This is a genomic window from Streptomyces rubrogriseus (genome assembly GCF_027947575.1).
Taxonomy (GTDB): domain Bacteria; phylum Actinomycetota; class Actinomycetes; order Streptomycetales; family Streptomycetaceae; genus Streptomyces; species Streptomyces rubrogriseus.
The window spans coordinates 4,697,459-4,721,670 of record NZ_CP116256.1; the positions used below are offsets into that span (position 1 = coordinate 4,697,459).

A 24,212-nucleotide genomic window follows, 5' to 3' on the forward strand; every position below is an offset into this window, starting at 1 on the left:
GTCAGTTCGCGTTCACCAGGTCGTGTGCCGGTACGGTCACGGTCCGGGCGTCCGGCTTGCCGCCGAGCACGATCTTCCGCAGCGCGCTGTTGTTGTCGAGGTTGGTCTCCTTGAGCCGCTTCTCGGGGTTGGCCAGCACCTGGATGTAGTACGTGCCGTTGGGCACGTCCGTGATGTCGAAGGACTGGCCCGGCAGGTCCTGGGAGTAGGTGTCGCCGGAGCCGACGTCGAGCACCTCGCGGACGGAGATGGAGTTCTCCTCACCGCAGGCGGTGGAGAGATCGGTGTTGAACGGGTGCCAGTTGGCGTTCTTCACCGTGTAGTCGATCGCGTCGGTGTTGGCCAGGCAGAAGGCCTCCTTGCCGCTGCGCACGGCCTCCTTCTTGTCCGCCTTCAGCAGCCGGTAGCTGGCGAAGTCGGTGAAGTGCCAGTGCATGTGCCCCGGCCGCGGGTCCCACTCCATGGTGCCGGTCGGGGTGTAGCCGACCTGCTTGCCCTTGGCGTCGTAGAAGTACTGGTAGGCGTCCATCTTGGCCTTGCCGGGCGACCGGAAGCCGTCCACCACCAGTTGGGCCGGACCGGCGTTCCACACGTTGGCGCTGAAGGCCAGGTAGTCCTTGCCGGGGACGTCCTTCTCCCCGTCGCTGACGACGATGCCGTAGGCAGGCAGCGAGCGCAGGTCGGGCTTGGGGACGTCCGGCACGGAGGCCTTGCCCGCGGGTCGCTGCGCCAGCGGCTGAAGTGCCGGGGCCTTGCGCGAGCCGTCGGTCTGGCCTCCCTTGTCGCCGACCGGCGCGGAGCGCGCGGCCTGCTGCTTCTTCAGCGCCCACGGCAGGGCGGGCGGCGCGGCCCTGAGGGGCCCGTGGCCCACGTTGTACGAGGCACCCGCCCCGCTCGTGACCGGCGCGGCGGCCTGCGCGGGTGTCGGCGCGTGCTCCGGCCCGTGTCCCGCGTGTGCGGCCGGAGCCTGGTGGGCGGCTCCGTGACCGGCGTGCTCGCCCGCCGTCGCGGACCGGGACGCGGCCGACCCGGCGGCACCCAGGTCGTCCTCGTAACTCCGTTCCACGACGGTCACCTTGACGGTGGCCGGCTTGTTCGCGATGCCGAAGAGGTCGCGGTACTTCTTGGCGACCCCGACCTTGGCGGTGTAGGTCCCGGCCGCCAGGGCGACCGGGTCGGTGTAGGAACCCGCGTAGGTGTTGGCCGCCCAGCCCTGCTCGACGCCCCACACCGAACCGAGGGTGAAGGGGTTGGTGGGGCAGCTCTCCGGATACTTGGAGGTGGCGGGCGCGTCGGGGCGGACCCGGCCGCTGGCGTTGTTCGGACAGAAGTCCTCGGTCCGGTTCAGGACCTTCTTGCCCGCCTTGTCGGTGATCGTGATCTCCGCGAAGCCGGGCAGTCCGGAGAAGTCCTTCACCGTGCCCTTGGGCAGCGTCTTGGCCTTGGCCTTGCCGCCCTCGTACACGGTCTGGGTGATGGTCACCGGGTCCTTGTAGGATTTCCTGGTCACCTTCAGCTCCAGCGGCCTGCCCTCTGCGGTGAGGTAGGTGCCGAGGTCGAGGTAGACCCCCGGGTCCTCCTTCCAGGAGGTGAGCGTGAGTGAGGTGGTCGCGGCGATGAGGCTCAGCTTGGGCCCTGTCGCCGCTTTCGCCGGCTCCGCGGTGGCGGCCACGAGCCCGGCGGTCACTGCCATGGCGGCGACCGCCGTGGTGCCTGTGAGCAGTGGACGCCGCAGCCGGATGGTGCGCGTTCTGGTCATCGATCCCTCGTCCTTCAGGTGCTGGGGGGTGCGGTGGGAAGGAAGCAGGCGGGCACTTGCTGTGCCCGCGCTGTGAGAGGGAGCGCTCGGATGCCCGGTTGTCCAGAAGGTGGGAAACGGTCGGAGGTTGGCCGGATCGCAGCGCTTTCGAAGCACCTTGCCGGGGTGCAGCAATGTCAGGTCACCAAGCGGGTGCCGGGGGTTGCCGCTCGTCGCGTCAGTGACTGAGCGGCAGTTCCGCGAGGCCCCGCCACCCCTCCCGGGCGAGGGTGACCAGGTGCAAGGTGTTGACCGCCGTGGTGATCGGCAGGGCGGCCGCGGTGCGGCGGGCGATGTCGGCGGCGGCCTGCGGTGCCGCGTCCAGGGCCACGGTTACGTGCACCTGGGGGCGCGGGCCGAATCGGCCGCCGTAGGGCGCCTGCCCCGGAAACGCCGTGCGAACCGCGTCGGCCACCTGGTCCAGTCCGGGCACCGGGACACCGACGAACCCGCCGGTTCGTTCGACCGTGGCCAGCCTGACGGGGACCGGGCCGACCGGTAGGGCGGCCCGCAGCCGCCGCAGCTCCGGCTCTCCCACCTCGTCGGCGGGCAGCCAGGGATAGAGGAGGGTGGCGTGTGCGGGCAGGCCCGGCCGCACCGCCGACCCGTCCACCGCGGCGGCCGCCCGCAACAGCGGTTCGGCGTCCGGCAGCAGCGCCAGCACCGCCGTCGTTCCCGTCCGGGCCACCTCGTTCCTCCCCGCGTCCCGTCGTCCCCTGTGGCCGGGCCGTCGGTTACGGCACCGTGTAGCCGGCGGCGCGGAACAGTTCGTACCACTCGGGCCGGGTGAGCGGGAGGTCCGAGCCGAGCGCGGCCGCCTCGACCCGCTCGGGCGTGGTGGTGCCGAGCACGACCTGCATCCGCGCGGGGTGGCGGGTGATCCAGGCGACCGCGATCGCCTCGGCCGGTACGCCGTACTTCTCGCTCAGCCGGTCGATCACGGCGTTCAGCTCGGGGTAGCGGGGCGAGCCGAGGAAGGGGCCGTCGAAGAATCCGGCCTGGAAGGGCGACCAGGCCTGGACGGTGATGTCGTGCAGGCGGCAGTAGTCGACGATTCCGTCGTCGCGCACCACCGACTGGTCGAGACCCTGCATGTTCGCGGCGATGCCCTGGGCGATCATCGGCGCGTGGGTGACCGAGAGCTGGAGCTGGTTCGCGACGATCGGTTGCCGCACGTACTTGCGCAGGAGGTCGAGCTGGCGCGGCGTCTGGTTGGAGACGCCGAAGGCACGCACCTTGCCCGCCGCGGACAACTCGTCGAAGGCGCGGGCCACTTCCTCCGGTTCGACCAGCGCGTCGGGACGGTGCAGCAGCAGGATGTCGAGGTACTCCGTGCCCAGTGCCTCGAGCGAGCCGTTCACCGACTCCACGATGTGCTCGTGGGAGAAGTCGAAGTACGGACCGTCCTTGACGATGCCGGCCTTCGTCTGGATGACGAACTGCTCGCGCTCCGAGGGGCTGAGTTTCAGGGCCTCGGCGAAACGGCGTTCGCAGCCGTGGCTGCCCGTGCCGTACACGTCCGCGTGATCGAGGAAGGTGATGCCGGCGTCGCGTGCCGTGTGCACGAGCGTGCGCACTTCGTCGTCGTTCATGTCCTGGATGCGCATCAGGCCGAGGACGACGTTGGGCACGACCATGTCGGTGCCGGGCAGGGTGAAGGTCTTCATGCGGCTCTTTCGCTGTGGCTCGGGCGGGTCGGCGGAGGGATCGGGCGGAGACGGATCAGGCCGACAGGAGCGCGACCTGGTCGCCGGTGAGTTCGAGGTCGGCCGCGGCGGCGGAGTCGCGGATGCTCGCGGGGCGCGAGGCGCCGGGGATCGGGATCACCACCGGCGCGAGTGCGAGCTGCCAGGCGAGTGCGACCTGGTGCACGCTGGTGCCGGTCTCGTCGGCGACCTGCTGGAACACGCCGTGCCGCGCCGCCAGTTCCTTGGCGTTGGCGATACCGCCGAGCGGGCTCCACGGCAGGAACGCGATACCGAGCCCGGCGCAGTGTTCGAGTTCGGACCGGCTGGAGCGGAAGGCGGGCGAGAACTGGTTCTGCACCGACACGAGCCGCCCGCCGAGGACTTGGCGGGCCTCGTCGATCTGCGCGATGCCGGCGTTCGAGATCCCGGCCATCAGGATGACGCCCTCGTCGAGCAGTTCGCGGAGGGCTCCGACCGAGTCGGCGTACGGGACGCCGGGGTCGGGGCGGTGGAACTGGTAGAGGCCGATCGCCTCGACGCCGAGCCGACGGGCGGACTCCTTGGCCGCACGCTTGAGGTATGCGGGGTCCCCGTTGCGCGTCCATGTGCCGTCACCGGGACGCAGGTGGCCGCCCTTGGTGGCGACGAGGACGTCCGCGGCGGGCGCACCGTACTCGCGCAGCGCGCGGGCGATGAGTTCCTCGTTGTGGCCCACCTCGTTCGCGTCACGGTGGTAGGAGTCGGCCGTGTCGATGAGGGTGACGCCGGCGTCGAGCGCGGCGTGGATGGTGGCGATCGACCGCTCCGGGTCCGGGCGCCCTTCGATCGACATCGGCATCCCGCCGAGGCCGATCGCGGAGACGGACCGGTCGCCGATGGTGCGCTGCTGCATGGCTCTCCTCGTCCTGGACGCTCTCGTGAGCGCGGGTGCCGCGCGAGTCCCCCGCGCTCACTCTAGGAATCGCTGATCCAGAAATCCAACAGCTGTGGTTTCTTGGATTCAGAAGTGCGGGAGGTGGATGAGGGACGGCGCACCCTCTCCTGTTCCCGGGCCGGAAACTCGGATGCGGGGCCGGCCCGGCCACCCCTAGGCTGCGGCCACGGGACGGGTGAACCACCTCATGGATCGAGGTTGCACGGCGTATGACCAGTCAGCTGTTCGCGATCTGCTTCAACACCTCCGTGCCCTCGGACCTGGCGCGGTTCTGGTCCGGGGTCCTGGGCTGGGAGCTGTCCGCCGGCGCGGACGACGACCTCGCGGTCGTCCCGCCCGACGGCTCCGGGTACCGCCTTCGGTTCCTGCCGGGGCCAGCACCGAAGACCGGGCAGAACCGGGCGCACTTCGACCTCACCAGCGCGTCCCCCGAGGACCAGCGGGCGACGGTGGCCAGGGCGCTGCGTCTGGGCGGAAAACACATCGACGTGGGCCAGCTCCCGGAAGAGGGGCACGTGGTGCTCGCCGACCCGGACGGGAACGAGTTCTGCGTCATCGAGGCGGGCAACGACTTCCTGGCCGGCACCGGCGCCGTCGGAGCGCTGGCCTGCGACGGCACGCAGGAGGTCGGCTACTTCTGGAGTCAGGCGCTGCGCTGGCCGCTGGTCTGGGACCAGGACCAGGAGACCGCGATCCAGTCCCCGGCCGGCGGCACGAAGATCACCTGGGGCGGTCCCCCGGTGGCGCCGAAGTCCGGCGCCAACCGGCTCCACCTCGAGCTGGCGCTGCCCGCCGACGCGGACTTCGAGGCGGAGACCGCCCGCCTGCTCTCGCTCGGCGCGACCCGCTCCGCAGCCGGTGAGGGGGCCCGGGGCCGGGCGTTCCTGCTCGACCCGGACGGCAACGAGTTCACGGTGACACACGTCGGCTGAAGGACCGGTGCACAGCGCCCCACCGCGCGGGCGGCTTCGCGCCGCCGTCCGTCGTCCGCCGTCGCCCGCCTACCGTGTCCGTGAGCGCCGGTCGGCGGCCAGGACCGCCCAGACCTGCTTGTCGTAACGCACACCCTCGTACGGCCACGCCTCGCGTCGCACTCCTTCCAGTGTCATGCCGAGTCTCTCGGCCACCGCGGCACTGCGGTCGTTGTCCGCCCGGCAGTGCCATTCGGCCCGGTGCAGCCCCCGAACCGTGAAGGCCCAGTCCAGCAGCAGGCCGCAGGCCCGCGTGATCAGCCCCCGCCCCTCGGCCGACGGCTCCAGCCAGCAGCCGATCTCGCAGTTGCCGAAGGCCGCGTCGAACTGGGTGAACATCACGCCTCCGACCAGTACTTCCTCGCTCCACAGGCCGTACAGACGGGCGCCGTCGGCGGCCTGGCGTGCGGCGTACCGCTCGAGGGTGGCCCGCGCTCCGTCCGTGTCGCGGGTGACGAAGCCGGGCCCGACCCAGGGGCGGATGTGCTCACGGGCCCGGTCCAGATGCCCCGCGAACTCCTCGGCCTGCCACACCTCCAGCGGGCCGAGTCGAGCAGCGCCACCCAGCGACATCGAGAACATGAGAGCCTCCCCGTTTGCACAACAACTGTTATGGCAATGTACCGTGGCGGCATGCCACGCACCAAGGGAGATCACGAGGCCCGGCGGCAGGACGTCTCCGCGGCGGTCTGGCAGGTCATGGCCACCCGCGGCTTCGCGGGCCTGACCCTGCGTGCCGTGGCCGCCCGACTCGGCGCGACCACGGGCCTGCTCACCCATTACTTCCCCACCAAGCGCGCCTTGGTCGCCTACGCCCTCGACCTGCTCGAACAGCGCACTCTCTCCCGCCCCCGCCGCGGTGCCGACCGGGGCCCGGCCACCCTCAGGGACGCCCTGCTGGACATCCTGCCGCTGACCCCCGAGGCCACGGACAGCAACCGCGTCTGGGTCTCCTCCTGGGACGCCGCGCTCTCCGACCCGGCCCTGAGCACCGACTACGCCCGCAAGTACGCCGAGGGCCGTGAAAGGCTGCGCGCCCGGGTGGTCGCGGCGCAGGAACGCGGCGAACTGGCCCCGGGCGACCCCGCGCAGGTCGCGGCCGCCGCGCAGTCGTTCGTACTCGGGCTGGTGGTCCAAGCCCTGTTCGACCCGGTGACGTTCACGCCGCAGCGCCAGGTCGAGTTGCTGGACGACTACCTGGCCGCCCTGGCCGCCGGGGCGCGGTAGTTCACTCGCCCGGTCGCGCCGCGCAGGCGAGGTCCCGCGCGGGGCGTTCCCCGGTGGTGAGGAACCCGGTCGCCGCGTCGTTGGCGCAGGTGTTGCGACCGTACGGGTAGACACCGTGGCCGCCCTGGTCGGCGGTCACCATCGTCGCCCGCCCGCCGAAGGCGCGCCGCAGTTCCCTGGCGCCGGCCAGCGGCGTGCCCGGGTCGCGTTCGTTCTGCAGCATCAGCACGTTCGACGGCCCCGTGCCGGTGATGCGCACCGGCGGTTCGGTTCCTTCCCGCGGCCAGAACGCGCAGGGGTTGATGCTCGCCGTGGAGCCGCCCAGCATGGGGTACCTGCGCCGGTCCACGGCGACGTTGCGCTGGTACTCCCGGACCGTCCCCGGCCAGCGCGAGTCACCGCACACCACGGCGAAGCGCGCGGCCATCAGGTTCTCCAGGCCCGCGGGCGGCTCCGGCAGCGGCAGTGACCCGCCCGTGTCGACTGCCTGCCAGAACTCGGCGAGCCGGGGCATGGAGGCGTCGGTGTAGAGGCTGTCGAAGGTGTAGCCGCGGAACGCGGTCCCGTCCACGTCCTGGTACGGCTTCGCGTCCAGCCGCTCCGCGAGTTCGAAGTACTTGTCGGTGACCTCCTCCCTCGTGGAGCCCAGGCCGTACTCGGGGTGGGCCACGGCGAACGCGGCGAAGTCGGGGAAGCGGTCCTCCAGTCCTCGGGCGAACAGCCGCATGGCCGTGACGTCGTAGCCGCCGGGACCCATGTTGCTGTCGAGCACGATCCGGTCACCGCGCCGCGGGAACAGCGTCGCGTAGACCGCGCCGAGGTAACTGCCGTAGGAGGCGCCGAGGTACGACAGCTTCGGCTCGCCCAGCGCCGCCCGGAGGCGGTCCATGTCACGTGCCGTGTTGGCGGTGGTGGCGTGCGGCAGCATCCACGCCGTCCGCGAGTCGCCGCACTGTTCGGCGATCTTCCGCGCGTTCCCCGCCTCCCGCGTGACGTCGGCCGCGGTGTGCGCGTACGGCGGGAAGTTGCCCCGCCACTGCTGCTCCTGTGTCAGGTCGCAGGTCACCGGCGTACTGCGGCCGACACCGCGCGGGTCGAAGCCGATGATGTCGTAGGAGTCGAGCACCTCCTGCGGCAGCCCCGAGGCGGCCAGCACGGCCGGGTAGACGAGGCCCGAGCCGCCCGGGCCGCCCGGGTTGGTCAACAGGACGCCACGCCGTCGCGCCGGCTTCTCGCTCGCCAGCCGGGAGACGGCGATCTCTATCCGACGGCCGTCCGGATCGCGGTAGTCCAGCGGGACGCGGAGTGTCGAGCACCGCAGACGGGGCGCGGCGGCGCCCTCGGGGCACGGGCCCCACCGCAGGGCGCCCGGCGCCGACGCGGTCGTCGCCGCCTCCGGCGGGGCGGCCGACGCGGGCAGCGCGGTCACCGCCAACGCGGTGGCGGCGAGCGCGAGTGACAGGCTTCTGCGCATGAGGTGTCCTCCTGGTGGGGGGTTGACCGGCACGGATCGAGTCTGTTCGGCGTCGGCGGCCGGTACATCGGCCGGGCGGACCGGCTCCGTCTCCGACCCGGGGCGAGGTGCCGGTTGGACCTGGGTCCAAGGCGCATCGGTCCCCGGTCTGATCCGCCGGGCGCACGGTGCGGCGACAATGGCGTGGTGAACACGGACGATGTGCCGCGGCTCGGGGCGTGGCAGCACGCATGGCGGCTGACGGTGGCCGCGGTCGTGAGTCTGCCGGTCTGGCTCTCGACCCTCGCGCTGATGCGGAGCCGGTCCGGCGAGCCGGGGTCCTGGCTCCTCGTCGGCGATCCGCTGGTGGCCCTGGGCTGCCTGACGCTGCTCCGGTGGCGGCGGCGGTGGCCCGTCGCGGTCGCCGTGACCGTCACGGTCGCCTCGGCCGCGTCGGCGCTCGCCACGGGCGCCGCGCTGTTGGCGCTGTGCTCGGTCGCCACCCGCCGCCGTCCGGCGGAGATCGGGATCGTCGTCCTGGCCTACGTGACCGCGTCACGGCTCGCCGGCGAGGTCTACGCGGTGCAGGGTTCGGCCGACTCGATGTGGTGGGTCCAGGTCGTGGTGCCGGCGCTGACCGCGGGGATCGCGGTGGCCGCGGGCATGGCGGTCGGGGCACGGCGGGCCGAGGTGCGGTCCCTGCGCGAGCGGGCGGAGAGCGCGGAACGGGAGCAGAGCGCGCGGGCGGCGCAGGTACGGGCCCAGGAGCGCAACCGGATAGCCCGCGAGATGCACGACGTCCTCGCCCACCGCATCTCGCTGGTGGCCATGCAGGCCGGGGTTCTCGACCACCGCGGTGACCTCTCGGCCGACGAGAACCGGGTCCTGGTCCACGGCATCGCCGAGGGAGCCCACCAGGCACTGGAGGAGCTGCGGGAGGTCCTCGGCGTGCTACGAGCGGACCCCGGCCGCCCGGAACCGCCGCAGCCCTCCCTCGACCGCGTGCCCGAGCTGGTGGCCGACACCCGCGCCTCGGGCCTCGACGTCAGGTTCACCAGCACCGTGACCGCGGCCCCGCCCGACGGCGTCGGACGGACCTGCTACCGGATCGTCCAGGAAGCGCTGACCAACGCCGCCAAGCACGCGCCCGGCGCGGTGGTGCGGGTCACCCTCGACGGCGCCGCGGGCGGCACGCTCGACATCGGCGTCCGCAACGGACCGGCTCCGCTGCGCCCCGCACGGCCGCCGGCCTCCGGCTTCGGCCTGCTGGGCCTCGGCGAACGCATCACCGTCGCCGGCGGCGAACTGGGCCACCGCCCCACGCCCGACGGCGGGTACGTCCTCACCGCACGGCTGCCCTGGCCGGACGGCGCCGCCCACCGCCATGAAAGGGGCGCATGAGTGGTCAGCCGACACGACCGCGTTTCCGAGCCCGGTCCCGGGGCCGGGACCGATCCCGGGACTGGGACCGGGACCGTACGGATCGTCATCGTCGACGACGAGCAACTGGTGCGGATGGCCCTGCGGCTCGTCATCGACGGCGAACCGGACCTGACCGTCGTGGCGGAGGCGGCCGACGGGGACACCGCCCTCGCCGTGGTGGACGAACAGCGGCCCGACGTGGTGCTGATGGACGTACGGATGCCGGGCCGGGACGGTCTGGACACGACCCGGGAGCTGCTCGCCCGTCCCGCGCCGCCACGGGTGCTGATGCTGACCACCTTCGACTCCGACGACCTCGTGCTCGGGGCGCTGCGTGCCGGGGCGCTCGGCTTCGTCCTCAAGGACACCCCTCCCCCGCGCATCCTCGACGCGGTGCGGACCGTCGCGGACGGCCATCCGGCGCTGTCCCCGGCGGCAACGGCACGAGTGATCGCCGCGGCCACGGCCCCGGACTCCGCACACAGCCGGGACCGCACCCGCGAGGCCGCGCGCGAACGGCTGTCCGTGCTGACGGAGCGGGAGTGGGAGACCGCCCGGGCCGTCGCGGACGGGCTGGGCAACCCGGAGATCGCCGAACGGCTGCGCATCACCGTCGCCACGGTCAAGGCGCACACCGGCAGTCTGTTCGCCAAGCTGGGGGTCGAGAACCGGGTCCAGATCGCGCTCCTGGTCCGCGACGCGGGGCATCCGACCTGCCGGCGTGCTACCGATCGCCCTTCGGATGCCGGATGATCACGGCGACCGGCGCCGTCTCCCTTCCGGCCGGCCGCCGGTCAACGGGTGAGGCCGACGGTCAGCGGGTGAGGCCGGCGGTCAGGTGGTCGCCGGGGATGCCGGACTTCTCGGGCCGGTAGTAGTCCCTGATGCCGTCCGCCCAGGTGGCCACCCGGATTCGGTCGCCGTCGTCCGGCTCGAAGGCATCGAACAACGTCTCGATGTTGCGCCGTTCGAACCCGATGGCGATCATCAGCGCGACGAACTCGGGCCGCGCGACGAGGCCGTCGCCCTCCGGGTCCCCCATCGCGGCCAGCGCCTCGGCGAACTCGTCCACGGCGGTGTCGAAGCGCTGCGGGTCGAGGACGACGGAGGTGAACTCCTCGGGGCTGATCCGGCCGTCGCCGTTGGCGTCCAACTCGGTCCGGAGCGTGTCCCAGTAGCCGCCGAAGGACGCGGTGAGCCGCTCCTTCACCGCGTCGCGGGCCGCGGGCACGGCCGCCGTGACGCGGCCGCTCATGAGGTCGAAGTCGGCCTGCTCCAGGTAGCCGTTCCCGTCGGCGTCGAAGAGGGAGAAGACCAACTGGACGCGATCCGTCGCCTCGCTGGTGGGCGTCATGGTGCACCTCGGACTTTCGGTATGGACGGCTTCCGGCTGAGTGCGCCGGCATCACCTCCGGCGGCTCGTCCACTATCGGCCCGCTGCCGCCGCCGCGTCGGCGAAAGGGGCCGGGAACACCCGAACGGGCGGAAATCGCGCGGTCGTTGTGTGAAGCGCCGTTGCCCTGGACACGACTTGAGGTCCTCCTCGGTGGCGAGCGGCGAAGCGGGGGTCGCCGCCAGGTCGCAACTCCTTCGCGCAGCACGGTGCCCGCACCGCTTGCGGGAAGCGGTGCGGGCACCGTGGTGAGAAGCCGGTCGAGCGGCGTCAGCCGATGTGCCAGGAGAAGCTGCCGCCGTTGTTGGCCGCCACGGCGAACATCACGATCATGAGCAGGATGTCGACCACTCCGAGGCCGAGTGCCCACTTGGCCATGGTGGATCCGGTCTGCCGCAGCGCCACGGCACCGAAGACGATGGCGAGCGGGCCCAGGACGATCGGCAGGATGAAGAGTCCGACGATGCCGCAGACCAGTCCGGCGATCGCCAGTCCGCTGGTCCTGCCGCCCCTTCGGGTTCCTGTTCTGCTGTAGGTCGCCATGCTTTCTCCCGAACTGTCGTGGATCAGTGGGTATCTCCTTGGCTAACCATCGAGTTGCCGCTCGATGTCGATTCACACCTACGGATCGTCACCGCGAGACCGCCCGGAGCGCCGCACGCCGGACCTCTACGACTTCACATCTCCGGTGCCGTCACGGTCAGTTCGGCGGCGATGCCGTCCAGCAGGGTGTCGAGGACCACGGGGTAGGCACTGTGCGGCATGCGGGCCGCGAGCCGCTCGGCGGTCGCGGCGATGTTCGGGTGGGTCTCGGCGGGCAGCCGGGCGTAGGTGGTCCCCCACATGTCCTCGTCGGACCTGCGGGCTTCCTCCGGAAGGGCCAGTGAACCCGCGTCGAGCGCCGCGAAGGCGAGGGCCAGGTCGATGAACGCGTGGTAGAAGCGGACCGCGGCCCGATCGGTCAGCCCGGCGCCCCTCAGCAGACCGAGGATCGCCTCGTCCACCGCTATCTCGCGCGGCCGTCCGCTGACCCGGCTGGCGGTGAGCACCGCCGCCTGGGGATGGGCGAGGTACGAGGAGTGCAGGGCGAGACCGAGGGAGCGGAGGTCCGCGCGCCAGTCGCCCTGCGCCGTCCACCCGTCCAGGGCCTGCCCCATCAGCTCGTTGCCGACGGCCCGTGCCAGGTCGTCCATGCCGGCGAAATAGCGGTACAGGGCGCTCGGGTCCGCCCCCAGTGCCGCGCCCAGACGCCGGGCGGTCAGTCCGCCGGTGCCGTGCTCGCGCAGCATCCGCAGCGCGGTCCGCACGATCAGGCCCTCCGAGAGCACCGCGCCCTGCCGAGTCGGCCTGCGCCTGCGTCGCGCCTCCTCGGGCACCACCTTCTTCGGCATCCGCCCGCTCCCGTCTTTATGCCAACACGGTTGACCTTACAGCAGCCGGTCCTGTTGCATCGGGGTCGCTCCGGAGGCAGCGGCCTCCCGCACGAAAGGTCTCTGTCATGCGCGTCCTCCTCGTCGGCGCGGGCGGTGTCGGCACGGCCGTCACCCGGATCGTGGCCCGCCGGAAGTTCCTGACCCACATGGTCGTGGCCGACTACGACCACTCCCGCGCGCGTGCGGCGGTCGACGCGCTGCCGGGACGGGGTGATCGTTTCAGTGCCCTTCGCCTCGACGCCTCCGACCAGGCCGCGGTGCGGAAGGCACTGGAGGAACACCGGTGCGACCTCCTGCTGAACGCGACCGATCCGCGGTTCGTGATGCCCCTGTTCCGGGCGGCCCTCGCCGCGGGGGTCCACTACGTGGACATGGCCATGTCGCTGTCCGCTCCGCACGCCTCCCGCCCGTACGAGGAGTGCGGGGTGAAGCTCGGCGACGCGCAGTTCGAACTGGCCGGGCGCTGGGCGGAGTCGGGGCGCACGGCCCTGGTGGGGATGGGGGTGGAGCCAGGTCTGTCCGACGTCTTCGCCCGGTACGCCGCGGACGAACTCTTCGACGAGATCGACGAGATCGGCGTCCGCGACGGTGCCGACCTGACCGTGGAGGGCTACGAGTTCGCCCCCTCCTTCAGCATCTGGACCACGATCGAGGAGTGTCTGAACCCGCCGGTGGTCTATGAGAAGGATCGTGGCTGGTTCACCACCGCCCCCTTCAGCGAACCGGAGGTGTTCGACTTTCCCGAGGGGATCGGGCCGGTGGAGTGCGTGAACGTGGAGCACGAGGAGGTGCTGCTGATCCCCCGCTGGCTGGACGCCCGGCGGGTCACCTTCAAGTACGGCCTCGGCGACGATTTCATCGCCCGGCTCAAGACCCTCCACGAACTGGGGCTGGACTCGACCGCCAGGGTCACCGTGCCGGGCGAGGACGGACCGGTGCGGGTCTCCCCGCGTGACGTGGTCGCCGCGTGCCTTCCCGACCCCGCGACCCTGGGCGAGAGGATGACCGGGAAGACCTGCGCGGGCACGTGGGTCAGGGGCACCAAGGGCGGCGAGGCCCGGGAGGTCTACCTGTACCACGTGGTCGACAATCAGTGGTCCATGCGCGAGTACGGGTCGCAGGCCGTCGTCTGGCAGACGGCCGTCAACCCGGTCGTCGCCCTCGAACTGCTCTCCACCGGGGCCTGGTCCGGCGCAGGTGTCCTCGGTCCCGAGGCGCTGCCCGCCCGGCCGTTCCTCGACCTGCTCACCGAGTACGGGTCGCCCTGGGGACTGCGCGAACAGGGGTGAGCGGTACCGGTCATGATGCCGAAGCCGGCCGACACGTCCCGGGGCAGCACGGCTAGGCGCCCAACCGCTCCACCAGGCGGACGGTCACGGTGTCTCCCTCTTCCTTGCCGATGGCCTTGCGCACGTCCGCCCGCACGGGCAGCTTGTGCCTGCCGTCGCCCAGGGCCATGAAGGACCCCTGGAAGGGGTGACCGTCGATCGTGCCCCGGACCTTCACCAGGCCGCGGGTGCCGAAGTACTCGACCGACTCGGGCCAGACCACGTAGGTCCAGCCGCCCTTGTTCGGGCTCTTCAGCAAGGTTGCGGTGAACTGCCTGTCCATCGTCGGCACCGCCTGTTCAGGAGGTCTGGACGACAATGAGGTCATTGCCGTCGGGGTCACGTACAGCGATCATGTGCGGCACTCCGGGCCCCGTCCGCAGGATCTCGGCGTCCACGTCGGCGCCGCGTGCGCGCGGGTCCGCGTGGTCGGCGACGCGAATCCCGAGCGTCGCCACGTGGGTGGCGCGGGTGGCCCTGCTCATGTCTGCCTCCACTGCCTCGGCCTTCGTTCACCAGGTAGGACGGAGGCGGGCGGGAAAACTCATCGGTGTCCCGAGGACCGACCGACGTGCCGGTGGTAGACCTTGTTCGCGATGCGCCAGCCGTCTTCGGCATCCACCAGCAGGAAGACGTCCGTGAACCGGTCCGCGCCGTGCCGCAGTGTCATGGTGGCGGTCGCGACGCTGCCATGGACCTCGACGGCGTCGATACTGCGGGTGCGGGTCGCTTCGTCCGCGGCAGGCCGGCCCCGGAAGAGGGCGCAGTACTCGTCCAGGCCCCAGGAGACGAAGGCGCCGTCCCGGACACCCTCGATGTGGGCGGTGGGCAGGAACGCGTCACGGAAGTGGCCGGGGTCGCCGGTGGCGTGTCCGCGGACGTAGGCGCGGAGCGGATCGAGGACGGCGCCCTCCACATCGCCCTCAACCGTCGGCACGGCGGCGACGGCCACGTCGGACGCGGGGTCGGCCGCGGGCCCTGCCAGGGCGTCCGCGCTCCGCAAGGGCGTGGCCGAGGCATCGGCGAGCAGCGCCATGTCCTTGGCCAGCGCGCCGATGGTGAAATCGGCCGTGTGCGGGGCCCGTTCACCGGTGAGGAAGGGACGCTTGCGGGCGACGAGCCCGCCGAGCTGACCGAGTTCGAGGACGTCCAGCACCTGAGTACGCGGCAGGCCGAGCGCGTCCCCTTGCCGCAGTGAGTCGCCCAGCGCCAGGAGGGCTCCGGCAAGGCTGCTGTTGGCGACGAGCTTGAGCGCCGCGGCGGTGCGGGCGTCGTCGACGCGTCGCACGGTGCCCAGCGTTTCCAGGACCGGTCGGACGCCGTCGAGTGTGTCCTGCTCGGCGGCGGCGAGGATCCGGAGCGTTCCGGCGGCCACGGCCGGGACGGAGCCGATCACGGGCGCGTGGACGTAGGACCGGCCGAGGTGCCGCGCGAACCCCGCCGCCTCGGCGGGGGCGACGGTGCTGGTGTTCAGCACGACGGTGCCCGTGCGCAGCGAGTCCCGGATGTCGCCGAGGACCTGGAGACAGGCGGGTCCGTCGAACAGCGACAGAAGCACCAGGTCCGCCTTCGCCACGGCGGTGCCCGGATCGGGGGCCACCTCGACGGTGCCCGGGGCGCGGCCGGAGCGGGTCCAGCCGACGACGTCCCGGCCCTGGGCGGTGAGCCGGGCGGCGATCGCTTCTCCCATGCGTCCCAGGCCGAGAACGGCGATGGTGCACGGCGCGTGTGGTGCGGTCATGACCGCCACAGTGGTGCACCCGGATGACTGCGACAAGCGCAGGTTTCGCAGGTCTGCCCTGCGGTTCCCGCATGCCTGGGCGCGTGGATACTGGCGCGATGGATCTCACCGTGTGGCGGACCTTCGTGACCGTGTGCCGTCTCGGGTCGCTGTCGGCGGCCGCCGACGAGCTGAACCACACCCAGTCGGCGGTTTCCCGCCAGATCGCCGGACTGGAGCGGCAGTTGGGCGTGCCGCTGGTCGAGCGCCATGCGCGGGGCGTGCGTCCCACGCCGGCCGGAGAGGTGTTCCGCCGGCACGCCCTGACCACGCTCACCGAGGCCGACCGCGCCGTCCGGGCCGCACGGGACGTCCGCGACGGGGGATCCGGCCGGCCGTTGGCCGTCGGCGCGGTCCCCTCGCTGGCCTCCGGGATCGTCCCGGAAGCGGTCCGCGGCCTGCTGGACAGGGCCGGACACCTCCGGTGGAGCCTGGTGCCGGGCCTGACCGGGCAGCTGCACCGGCGTGTGATCGGCGGCGACATCGACCTGGCTCTCGTCACCGACGCACCACCCGGCCTGCCCCATGCCCCCCAGGTCGAACGGCGGTTCCTGGGACTCGACCGCATGGTCGTCGTCCTGCCCGTCGGCCATCCGCGGGCCGGGGCCGGCCCGGTGCACATCCGGACGCTGGCCGACGAGACCTGGGCCGAGGACAACGACGGCTCGGCGGCGCTCCTGCGCCGGCACGCCGCCCGAGCCGGAGTAGGTGTCCGCATCGACCTCGGTGCGGCCGACCTGCCCGGCAAGCTCGCTCTGGTCGCCACCGGTCACGCCGTCGCGCTGGTGCCCGGGGTGCTGAGGCGTGCGTTGCGGGCCGACGTCACCACGGTGGGCCTCGTCGACGCTCCGACGCGCGGCGTCTACACGATCACCCCGTACCGCGACCCCCACCCTTGTGCGGCCCTTCTCCACGACGAGCTGACCACTGCGTTCGCCGCCAGGGAGAGTGCCGGGGCGTAACAAGCGCTGAGAAGACAGGGGCGTTGGCCCGGTCACCGAGACGGCGTCAGCGAGTGGCCAGCCGCTCGAGCAGGACGGCACTCTCCGCCAGCAACGCCCGCTCCCTGTCCGTGAGTTCGTCCTCGATGGCCTGCGCGAGCCAGCCCACCCGGCGACCGCGCTCCGCGTCCAGCGCCGCGCGGCCCGCATCGGACAGCTCGACCAGCGACTTGCGGCCGTCCGTGGGGTGCGCCCTTCGGGTGACCAGGTTCTGTTCCATGAGAAGGCCCACCGCCCGCGCCATCGACTGGGGCCGCACGCGCTGGTCGGCGGCGAGTTCGCTGGTGGTCATGGCACCGTCGCGGTCGAGTGCGCCGAGCACGGCGACCTGGCCCAACGGGATGCGGTCCTCGTGCTTGACGCGTCGGGTGAGCTTGCTCATCGCGGTGCGCAGTTCGGCGGCGATGGCGGCGGCTTCCGGGGTGGGCATGGGGCATCTTACCCCCGCTGACCAGCAAAGCTGTTCACCTGGCCTGCACAGCCAATCTGCGCAGCACCACTGCACAGGCAACCTGCACAGACAGCCTGCAACAGCAAAACTGTTCAGCAAAACTGAGCAGCACAACTGCTAAGCATTGCTGTAGAGTCTGACCTGCCGGACCCCGCGCCAGCGTTGCCGCAGCCGGGTCACGGCACCGACAACGGGAAGGAACTCCCATGTCCGCAACAGCAGTCGAACCCGCCGCGGCGATCGAGACCGTCACCGCCCGCCGGATCATCGACAGCCGCGGCAACCCCACGGTCGAGGTCGACGTCGTCCTGGAAGACGGGTCCCTGGGACGGGCAGCCGTCCCGTCCGGCGCCTCCACCGGCGCCCGGGAAGCGGTGGAGCTGCGCGACGAAGACCCCACCCGCTGGCACGGCAAGGGCGTCGACCGCGCGGTGGCCCATGTGAACGGGGAGATCGCGGCGTCCGTGCGCGGCCGCGACGCGGCGGACCAGGCGGGTCTCGACGCCGCGCTGATCGCCCTGGACGGCACCGCCGCGAAGTCCCGGCTCGGCGCCAACGCGCTCCTCGGCGTCTCCCTCGCCGCCGCCAAGGCCGCCGCCGCGGCCCGCCACCAGCCCCTCTACCGTTACCTCGGCGGCACCGAAGCGCACCTGCTGCCGCTGCCGATGATGAACATCGTCAACGGCGGTGCCCATGCCGACAATCCGCTGGACTTCCAGGAGTTCATGATCGTGCCGGTGGGTGCGGACACGTTCGCCGAGGCCGTCCGCATGGGCAGCGAGGTCTTCCACACCCTGCGCCGGGATCTGCTGGCCGCCGGGCACTCCACCGGCGTGGGCGACGAGGGTGGCTTCGCGCCCGCGCTGCGCACCGCCGAGGAGGCCCTCGACTTCGTGGTGGCCGCCATCGAGCGCACCGGCTACCGCGCCGGCCCGGACATCGGCCTGGTCATGGACCCGGCGTCGTCGGAGTTCTTCCGCGACGGCGTGTACGACTACGCGGGCGAGGGGGTGCGCAGGTCCCCCGCCGAACACGCCGACCACCTGGCCGGGCTCATCGACGCCTACCCGGTCGTCTCCATCGAGGACCCGATGGCCGAGGACGATCTGGACGGCTGGCGCGAGCTGACCGGCCGCGTCGGCGACCGGTGCCAGCTCACCGGCGACGACGTGTTCTGCACCAACGAGACACTCGTGCGCGAGGGCATCCGTACCGGCGTCGGCAACTCGGTCCTGGTCAAGGTCAATCAGATCGGAACCCTCACCGAGGCACTGGCGACCGTGGCCACGGCGCACGAGGCGGGCTGGACCGTTGTCATGTCGCACCGCTCCGGCGAGACGGAGGACACCACCATCGCGGATCTCGCGGTGGCGACGGGCTGCGGTCAGATCAAGACCGGCTCGCTCTCCCGCTCCGACCGCACGGCCAAGTACAACCGACTCATCCGGATCGAGGAGGAACTGGGCGCCTCGGCACGGTTCGCGGGCCGCTCCGCGCTGCGCCGGATCTGAGCCGCGACCGTCCCCTCGCGGGGCCGGCCCGGCGCGCCGAGGGGACGGACCGGCGCGCCGAGCGGGCAGACCGGCGCGCGGGGCGGGTCAGAGCACCTGGCGGGAGCTGGAGCCCGGCCGACGCAGGCCGAGGTCGGCGATGTCGTACGCCGCGACGTGGTCGTCGGCGGCCCCACCAGCCGTGCGCGCCGGTCGCCCCGCGCCACCCCGGTCGGGGCCCGGCACCTGACGGCAACAGGGGCCAATTGCGCTTCACGGGCGAGGAGTTCGGCGTTCCGACACCCTGTCGCGCACCGGCGTGCGGGTGTACGGTCTCGGGCCGATGGGCTTTGGGAGCGCTCCCATCGCGTTGTGTCCGCTTCGCACGAGGAGGAACGCTTTGAAACGCCTTTTGGCCCTGCTCGCGACCGGCGTGTCGATCGTCGGCCTGACGGCGCTCGCCGGCCCCCCGGCGCAGGCCGCCACCGGCTGCAAGGCCGAGTACACGATCACCAGCCAGTGGGAGGGCGGCTTCCAGGCCGGGGGGAAGATCACCAACCTGGGTGATCCGGTCAGCGGCTGGACGCTCGGGTTCACGATGCCGGACGCCGGACAGCGGGTCGTCCAGGGCTGGAACGCGACCTGGTCGCAGTCCGGCTCCGCGGTCACCGCAGGCGGCGTCGACTGGAACCGCACCCTGTCCACCGGCGCGTCGGCCGACCTGGGGTTCGTGGGTTCCTTCACGGGCGCCAATCCCGCGCCCACGTCCTTCACGCTCAATGGCGCGACCTGCAGCGGGTCCGTCACCGATCCGCCGACGGACCCGCCGACCGATCCGCCCGCGACCGGGACACCGGCCGCCGTCAACGGCCAACTGCACGTCTGCGGTGTGCATCTGTGCAACCAGTACGACCGCCCGATACAGCTGCGCGGCATGAGCACGCACGGCATCCAGTGGTTCGGTCCGTGCTACGGCGACGCGTCCCTGGACGCCCTGGCGCAGGACTGGAAGTCGGACCTGCTCCGCGTCGCCATGTACGTCCAGGAGGACGGCTACGAAACCGACCCGGCGGGCTTCACCAGCCGGGTGAACGGCCTGGTCGACATGGCTGAGGCCCGCGGCATGTACGCGGTGATCGACTTCCACACACTGACGCCGGGCGACCCGAACTACAACCTCGACCGCGCCAAGACGTTCTTCTCCTCCGTCGCCGCCCGCAACGCGGACAAGAAGAACGTGATCTACGAGATCGCCAACGAGCCCAACGGGGTCAGCTGGACTGCCGTGAAGAGCTACGCCGAGCAGGTGATCCCGGTGATCCGGGCCGCCGACCCGGACGCCGTCGTCATCGTCGGCACCCGCGGCTGGTCCTCGCTGGGCGTCTCGGACGGCGCGAACGAGAGCGAGGTGGTCAACAATCCGGTGAACGCGACCAACATCATGTACGCGTTCCACTTCTACGCCGCCAGCCACAAGGACAACTACCGGGCGGCGGTGAGCCGAGCGGCCACCCGACTTCCCCTGTTCGTGTCGGAGTTCGGCACGGTGAGCGCCACCGGCGGTGGTGCGGTGGACCGGTCGAGCAGCGTCGCCTGGCTGGATCTGCTCGACCAGCTCAAGATCAGCTATGCGAACTGGACGTATTCCGACGCCGACGAGGGCAGCGCCGCGTTCAAGCCGGGCACCTGTGAGGGCACCGACTACAGCAGCAGCGGCGTGCTGACCGAGTCCGGCGCTCTGCTGAAGAGCCGCATCAGCACCACCGACGACTTCCCGACGAGCTGACCCCGGCGAGACAGGAGGAGCAGACGCGCAACGAGGTGGGCCGCGGTTCCGGTTCCGCGGCTCACCGACCGCCCCCGAAGTGGTCCCGGAGTTCCTCGTCGCAGTCGTCCGCGGCACCGCCCTCGACTCGCGAGAAGGTCAGCACCCCGTCGTCACCTTCCCGCCCGGCCCTGGCCAGTTGCTTCTCGATGTCCGCGATGCGCTCGGCGCACACGGCGCCGACGGGCTCCTCGGGCCGTGGGCCAGGAGTCGAGGAGGCGTCCAGCACCGCGGTGGCGACGAGGCCGACCGCAGCCGTCACCGCCCACGCGGCAATCCACCTGCGGCGGCTCGTGCGCAACGGCTCGGACATCCGGGCATCGTACGTGCACGCCGTCCGGCGCCGCCCGGCCGCCTTGTCACGGACGGCCGGGAGCTGCCGATACGAATTGACTGATTGGCAGCGCCGTCCTCTGGGCAGGGAGGCAGATGTCATGAGCACGACTCCTCTCCCCCACAAGGAGGTCGAGCATGCACGTCCGCACACTGACCGGATGTCTCGCGGCGGCGCTGCTGTCGCTGCCGCTGCTGAGCGGCCAGGCCGTGGCCGCGGGATCACCTGCCGCGGCCCGTGTACTCACCTACGACGCGAGCGGCTCCGCGGAGTTCCGGTCCGCGGTCGACCAGGGCGCGGCCATCTGGAACGAGAGCGTCGAGGGTGCCGAGCTGCGTCCGGTCCCGGCCGGACAGCGGGCCGACATCCGGATCCTGGCCGACGACGGCTGGCCGCGCGCCCTCCCCACGTCCTTGGGCAGGGGCACCGTCTGGATCGGACGTCAGGCGGTGGACGAGGGCTACAACACGGTACGCATCTCGTCCCACGAACTCGGTCACATCCTGGGGCTGCCGGACCGCAAACCCGGGCCGTGCTCCAGTCTGATGTCGGGATCGAGCGCGGGCGTCCCGTGCACCAACCCGTACCCGAACGCCGCGGAGAAGGCGGAGGTCGAGGACAACTTCGCCGGTGCGGCCGGTTCGCCGTCGGCGGTCGCGGGACCGGTGCCCGTCCTCGTCGAGGACTGAGCCTCGACCACGATCAGCACGGTCGGCGCACGTGCACGCGGACTTCCAGATAGCCCTCCCCCTCCTTCGGGGGACGGGTCCAGGAGCGGCTGGTGCAGGTGTGCAGCCTCCCGTGCACGAGCGCCTGCCTGGGCAGGTGGACACCGAACTCCCGGCCCACCGCCGCCAGCAGCGCCCGTTCCGCGTCGTCGGCGCCGTCGCCCGGATCACCGAAGTACTGGTCCGGGCGCAGCGTCCTCGGTATCCGACCGCTCTCCCGGATCTTCCCCTCGTCGTACGTGAAGGCGTACTGCTCCACGCCGCCCCGGGCCACCGAGAGGTGGAAGAAGGGTTCTCCGTGCCGCGTTCTCAGCCCGCTCCACACCACCACCGCCCGAGCGCCCGCGCAGGCTGCGGCCGCGGGCGGGACGAACCGCTGCCGGTCGAAGGGGGCGGGGGCGCCGTCGAAGGCGAAACTCCAGCCGGCGCCCGCCCGGCCGACCGCGAGGAGCGGCCGGTCCTCGTAGGCCGGGAACTCCCCGCGGCCGTGCGACGAGCCGTGCCGCGCCTGCCAGGAGGTCATGGGGGCGTTGAGCTCGGTGCCGCCCCCGTCCGCGAGCCGCGCCGGCAACTCCTCGGGCTCGACCCCTTCGACCAGTACGAACCGGTAGCACGTGCGGCTGCCGCCCGGGTCCGGCTCGGCGAGCCATGCCAGGCCGGGTGGGTCCAGCGGCGGCGTCGGCCCGGGTGCCGCACCGGCCCCGCCGCCCCTGGGCGTGGACAGCAGCTCGCGCCCCCGCTCCTCGGTCAGCAGCGACCCGAGCAGCGGGTCCGCGATCCAGCCCACCGGTGCCAGGTGGTCCGGTCCCAGCGGCTCCCACGAGGGCAGCGCGCTCGTCAGCTCCCGCCAGGCCGCGTCCGTGTCTCCCCACCGGGCCAGCTCCCTCGCCCGCTCCACCGCCTCTCCGAACGCTCCGGGCGCCGTGTACGCGTACGTGCCCTTCCTCATCCCGTCGAGCATCGTCAGCGCCGGTCCCATCAGGTCCGCCTCGGCGCCCCGGAGGTGGAACGACAGCGTCCGATCGTCGCGGTAGGAGTGTGCCGCGTGCTCGGCGGTCAGCAGGGGCAACAACTCGGACGTGTACCGCGGGTCCGTGGCCAGACCGCCGAAGTCCACCATGTAGGTCCTGCCGAGCAGACGGCGTATCTGGTCGCCGAGTCCGGCGGCTCGCGGTCTGCCGTACGCCCCGGCCTCGTCCAGGAGTCGCAGGGCTCCTTCCCAGTCGCCCCGCAGCGCCTCCAGCCGGGCCTCCTCGACGAGCCGGTCGAGCCGGCGCGTCGTGTCATTGACGAACTCCGGCTCTCCTTCCCCCGGGCGGGCGCGCAGGCGGTGGAACTCGCGGTGCATCTCCCGCATGAACGCACGGAAGCTCGCGTGCCGCTCGGGCGGTGCGGCCCGCCAACCCGCCCAGGTGTACACGGACCACTCACCGTCCTCGTCCACGTCCTCCGGGTCCATGAGGACGTAGGTGGCGTCGGATGCGACGTCGAGTTGCAGTCCGCGCCGCCAGATGTCCGCCTCCCGCCGCTCCTGCGGCCCGGCGTCCTCGTCCAGGTCCTCCTCGAACGTGTCCGCCAGGCCCGACGCGTCGTCGTGCCAGCGCGCGTCCGCGGTGCCCGCGAGCAGCCACACGAATCCGCCCGCGTGCCGCCACCCGTCACTGACCTTCAGGAACTCCCGGTACGACGGGGGCAGGCGCCGGCCCAGGCGCGCCTCCGCCGCGGCGACCCGCGCCTCGTCGGCGGGCGGGAACCCCAGCCAACGAGACCGCCGGGCGGACGCGTCGTCCGCGCTGCGCGTCTCCCCCTCGGGCAGGCAGTCGGCCCACTCCCCGCTCCACTCGACGAGGAAGGGCCGCCAGTCGAACGCCGTCGTATCCGTCATGGGTCCAGGCTGCCATCACCCACTGACAGTGCCGTCCGGGTCGGGGAAGACTCGAAGGGCTTCACTCGGCGCCGGTCGACCGGCCGGACGCCGGTCACGAGATGGGAGAACGATCAATGAAGTGCACTCCGGTACGGAGCAGGGCGCGCAGGGCCGCGCTCGCGCTCTCGGCGGTCGCGGCCCTCGCCTTCGGCACGACCGCGACGGCCACCACGACCGGCGCGGCGGCGGCCCCCGCTCCCGCGAAACAGGGACCGACCTCGGTGGCCTACATCGAGGCGAACAACAACAGCATGCTCAACGCGGGCAAGTACACCCTCGCCGACGGCGGCGGCAACGTCTTCGACGTCGCCGTGATCTTCGCGGCGAACATCAACTACGACACGGGCACGAAGTCGGCGTACCTGCACTTCAACGAGAACGTGCAGCGCGTCCTCGACAACGCCGCCACACAGATACGGCCGTTGCAGCAGAAGGGCATCAAGGTCGTCCTGTCGGTGCTCGGCAACCACCAGGGGGCCGGTTTCGCCAACTTCCCGTCCCAGCAGGCCGCTTCGGCGTTCGCCAGGCAACTCTCGGACGCCGTCGCCGAGTACGGGCTCGACGGCATCGACTTCGACGACGAGTACGCCGAGTACGGCAACAACGGCACCGCGCAGCCCAACGACAGCTCGTTCGTCCACCTGGTGACGGCCCTGCGCGCGAACATGCCCGACAAGATCATCAGCCTGTACAACATCGGTCCGGCCGCCTCGCGCCTCTCCTACGGCGGCGTGGACGTCTCCACCGAATTCGACTACGCCTGGAACCCGTACTACGGCACCTGGCAGGTGCCTGGGATCGCGCTGCCCAAGTCGAAGCTGTCACCGGCGGCCGTGGAGATCGGCCGGACCTCGCAGAGCACGTCCGCCGACCTCGCCCGGCGCACCGTCGACGAGGGCTACGGCGTCTATCTGACGTACAACCTCGACGGCGGCGACCGCAGCTCCGACGTCTCCGCGTTCACCAGGGAGCTGTACGGCAGCGAGGCCGTCCACACGCCGTAGGGCGACGCGCCGAGCCGCGACCGGA

General features: G+C 71.9%; 25 protein-coding genes. 10 read left to right on the forward strand and 15 right to left on the reverse strand.

What is annotated here, in order from left to right:
• Position 1 precedes the first annotated feature (1 nt).
• The 4 genes from Sru02f_RS21495 to Sru02f_RS21510 form a co-directional block, all read right to left on the reverse strand.
• Positions 2-1,759, reverse strand: coding sequence for a lysyl oxidase family protein (locus Sru02f_RS21495; RefSeq protein ID WP_109032404.1), 1,758 nt, complete (start codon positions 1,757-1,759; stop codon positions 2-4).
• A gap of 217 nt (positions 1,760-1,976) precedes the next feature.
• Positions 1,977-2,486 (reverse strand): 2'-5' RNA ligase family protein, encoded by a 510-nt coding sequence (locus tag Sru02f_RS21500; protein WP_244941856.1) that lies wholly within the window; start codon positions 2,484-2,486, stop codon positions 1,977-1,979.
• Between the two features lie 46 nt (positions 2,487-2,532).
• On the reverse strand, positions 2,533-3,465 hold the full coding sequence (locus Sru02f_RS21505; protein ID WP_109032403.1) for an aldo/keto reductase: 933 nt from the start codon (positions 3,463-3,465) through the stop codon (positions 2,533-2,535).
• Positions 3,466-3,520: 55 nt separating this feature from the next.
• Positions 3,521-4,378, reverse strand: a complete 858-nt coding sequence (locus tag Sru02f_RS21510) for an aldo/keto reductase (RefSeq protein WP_109032402.1) — start codon at positions 4,376-4,378, stop codon at positions 3,521-3,523.
• A gap of 251 nt (positions 4,379-4,629) precedes the next feature.
• Between Sru02f_RS21510 and Sru02f_RS21515 the strand changes: the two genes are divergently transcribed.
• Positions 4,630-5,352, forward strand: coding sequence for a VOC family protein (locus tag Sru02f_RS21515; RefSeq protein ID WP_109032401.1), 723 nt, complete (start codon positions 4,630-4,632; stop codon positions 5,350-5,352).
• 69 nt (positions 5,353-5,421) lie between these two features.
• On the opposite strand, the gene Sru02f_RS21520 is transcribed toward Sru02f_RS21515, so the two are convergent.
• Positions 5,422-5,973, reverse strand: coding sequence for a GNAT family N-acetyltransferase (locus Sru02f_RS21520; RefSeq protein WP_109032400.1), 552 nt, complete (start codon positions 5,971-5,973; stop codon positions 5,422-5,424).
• 51 nt (positions 5,974-6,024) lie between these two features.
• On the opposite strand from Sru02f_RS21520, the gene Sru02f_RS21525 reads away from it, so the two are divergent.
• On the forward strand, positions 6,025-6,618 hold the full coding sequence (locus Sru02f_RS21525) for a TetR/AcrR family transcriptional regulator (RefSeq protein ID WP_239106328.1): 594 nt from the start codon (positions 6,025-6,027) through the stop codon (positions 6,616-6,618).
• 1 nt (position 6,619) lies between these two features.
• On the opposite strand, the gene Sru02f_RS21530 is transcribed toward Sru02f_RS21525, so the two are convergent.
• On the reverse strand, positions 6,620-8,092 hold the full coding sequence (locus Sru02f_RS21530; RefSeq protein ID WP_109032398.1) for an alpha/beta hydrolase: 1,473 nt from the start codon (positions 8,090-8,092) through the stop codon (positions 6,620-6,622).
• Between the two features lie 183 nt (positions 8,093-8,275).
• Between Sru02f_RS21530 and Sru02f_RS21535 the strand changes: the two genes are divergently transcribed.
• Positions 8,276-9,472 (forward strand): sensor histidine kinase, encoded by a 1,197-nt coding sequence (locus Sru02f_RS21535; RefSeq protein WP_109032397.1) that lies wholly within the window; start codon positions 8,276-8,278, stop codon positions 9,470-9,472.
• Positions 9,473-9,553: 81 nt separating this feature from the next.
• Positions 9,554-10,246: a response regulator transcription factor gene (locus tag Sru02f_RS21540; protein ID WP_280524896.1), complete on the forward strand. Its 693-nt coding sequence runs from the start codon at positions 9,554-9,556 to the stop codon at positions 10,244-10,246.
• 61 nt (positions 10,247-10,307) lie between these two features.
• Here the strand turns inward: Sru02f_RS21540 and Sru02f_RS21545 are convergent, their stop codons facing one another.
• The 3 genes from Sru02f_RS21545 to Sru02f_RS21555 form a co-directional block, all read right to left on the reverse strand.
• The gene (locus tag Sru02f_RS21545) at positions 10,308-10,847 is read right to left on the reverse strand and encodes an EF-hand domain-containing protein (protein ID WP_109032395.1); all 540 of its coding nucleotides are present in this window, start codon (positions 10,845-10,847) and stop codon (positions 10,308-10,310) included.
• Positions 10,848-11,156: 309 nt separating this feature from the next.
• Entirely contained in the window at positions 11,157-11,429 is a 273-nt protein-coding gene (locus Sru02f_RS21550; protein ID WP_109032394.1) for a DUF4190 domain-containing protein, read from the reverse strand.
• A gap of 134 nt (positions 11,430-11,563) precedes the next feature.
• Positions 11,564-12,277 (reverse strand): TetR/AcrR family transcriptional regulator, encoded by a 714-nt coding sequence (locus Sru02f_RS21555; protein WP_109032393.1) that lies wholly within the window; start codon positions 12,275-12,277, stop codon positions 11,564-11,566.
• Positions 12,278-12,384: 107 nt separating this feature from the next.
• Here Sru02f_RS21555 and Sru02f_RS21560 point away from each other — a divergent pair, with 107 nt between their 5' ends.
• On the forward strand, positions 12,385-13,608 hold the full coding sequence (locus tag Sru02f_RS21560; protein WP_109032392.1) for a saccharopine dehydrogenase family protein: 1,224 nt from the start codon (positions 12,385-12,387) through the stop codon (positions 13,606-13,608).
• 52 nt (positions 13,609-13,660) lie between these two features.
• Here Sru02f_RS21560 and Sru02f_RS21565 read toward each other — a convergent pair whose 3' ends face one another.
• From Sru02f_RS21565 to Sru02f_RS21575, 3 genes are read right to left on the reverse strand one after another with little or no spacing between them, the layout of a single operon-like run.
• Positions 13,661-13,930 (reverse strand): DUF1905 domain-containing protein, encoded by a 270-nt coding sequence (locus Sru02f_RS21565; RefSeq protein WP_164278736.1) that lies wholly within the window; start codon positions 13,928-13,930, stop codon positions 13,661-13,663.
• A gap of 16 nt (positions 13,931-13,946) precedes the next feature.
• Positions 13,947-14,132 (reverse strand): VOC family protein, encoded by a 186-nt coding sequence (locus tag Sru02f_RS21570; protein WP_109032572.1) that lies wholly within the window; start codon positions 14,130-14,132, stop codon positions 13,947-13,949.
• 59 nt (positions 14,133-14,191) lie between these two features.
• A complete protein-coding gene (locus Sru02f_RS21575) occupies positions 14,192-15,388 on the reverse strand; it encodes a nuclear transport factor 2 family protein (RefSeq protein WP_109032390.1) in 1,197 nt (398 codons plus the stop codon).
• Between the two features lie 98 nt (positions 15,389-15,486).
• Here Sru02f_RS21575 and Sru02f_RS21580 point away from each other — a divergent pair, with 98 nt between their 5' ends.
• Complete coding sequence (locus Sru02f_RS21580; protein WP_109032389.1) at positions 15,487-16,389, forward strand: LysR family transcriptional regulator; 903 nt, start codon at positions 15,487-15,489, stop codon at positions 16,387-16,389.
• A gap of 46 nt (positions 16,390-16,435) precedes the next feature.
• Here the strand turns inward: Sru02f_RS21580 and Sru02f_RS21585 are convergent, their stop codons facing one another.
• The gene (locus tag Sru02f_RS21585) at positions 16,436-16,858 is read right to left on the reverse strand and encodes a MarR family winged helix-turn-helix transcriptional regulator (RefSeq protein WP_109032388.1); all 423 of its coding nucleotides are present in this window, start codon (positions 16,856-16,858) and stop codon (positions 16,436-16,438) included.
• Between the two features lie 227 nt (positions 16,859-17,085).
• Between Sru02f_RS21585 and eno the strand changes: the two genes are divergently transcribed.
• Both eno and Sru02f_RS21595 read left to right on the forward strand, forming a co-directional pair.
• A complete protein-coding gene (gene eno / locus Sru02f_RS21590; protein ID WP_109032387.1) occupies positions 17,086-18,390 on the forward strand; it encodes a phosphopyruvate hydratase in 1,305 nt (434 codons plus the stop codon).
• A gap of 379 nt (positions 18,391-18,769) precedes the next feature.
• Positions 18,770-20,155: a cellulase family glycosylhydrolase gene (locus tag Sru02f_RS21595; protein ID WP_167469567.1), complete on the forward strand. Its 1,386-nt coding sequence runs from the start codon at positions 18,770-18,772 to the stop codon at positions 20,153-20,155.
• A gap of 61 nt (positions 20,156-20,216) precedes the next feature.
• Here Sru02f_RS21595 and Sru02f_RS21600 read toward each other — a convergent pair whose 3' ends face one another.
• Positions 20,217-20,507, reverse strand: a complete 291-nt coding sequence (locus Sru02f_RS21600) for a hypothetical protein (protein ID WP_109032385.1) — start codon at positions 20,505-20,507, stop codon at positions 20,217-20,219.
• Positions 20,508-20,665: 158 nt separating this feature from the next.
• Between Sru02f_RS21600 and Sru02f_RS21605 the strand changes: the two genes are divergently transcribed.
• Positions 20,666-21,217: a snapalysin family zinc-dependent metalloprotease gene (locus Sru02f_RS21605; RefSeq protein ID WP_109032384.1), complete on the forward strand. Its 552-nt coding sequence runs from the start codon at positions 20,666-20,668 to the stop codon at positions 21,215-21,217.
• 13 nt (positions 21,218-21,230) lie between these two features.
• Here the strand turns inward: Sru02f_RS21605 and Sru02f_RS21610 are convergent, their stop codons facing one another.
• Positions 21,231-23,141: an SMI1/KNR4 family protein gene (locus tag Sru02f_RS21610; protein WP_109032383.1), complete on the reverse strand. Its 1,911-nt coding sequence runs from the start codon at positions 23,139-23,141 to the stop codon at positions 21,231-21,233.
• A 116-nt stretch (positions 23,142-23,257) separates the two neighbouring features.
• On the opposite strand from Sru02f_RS21610, the gene Sru02f_RS21615 reads away from it, so the two are divergent.
• Positions 23,258-24,187, forward strand: a complete 930-nt coding sequence (locus Sru02f_RS21615; RefSeq protein ID WP_109032382.1) for an endo-beta-N-acetylglucosaminidase H — start codon at positions 23,258-23,260, stop codon at positions 24,185-24,187.
• Positions 24,188-24,212 lie beyond the last annotated feature (25 nt).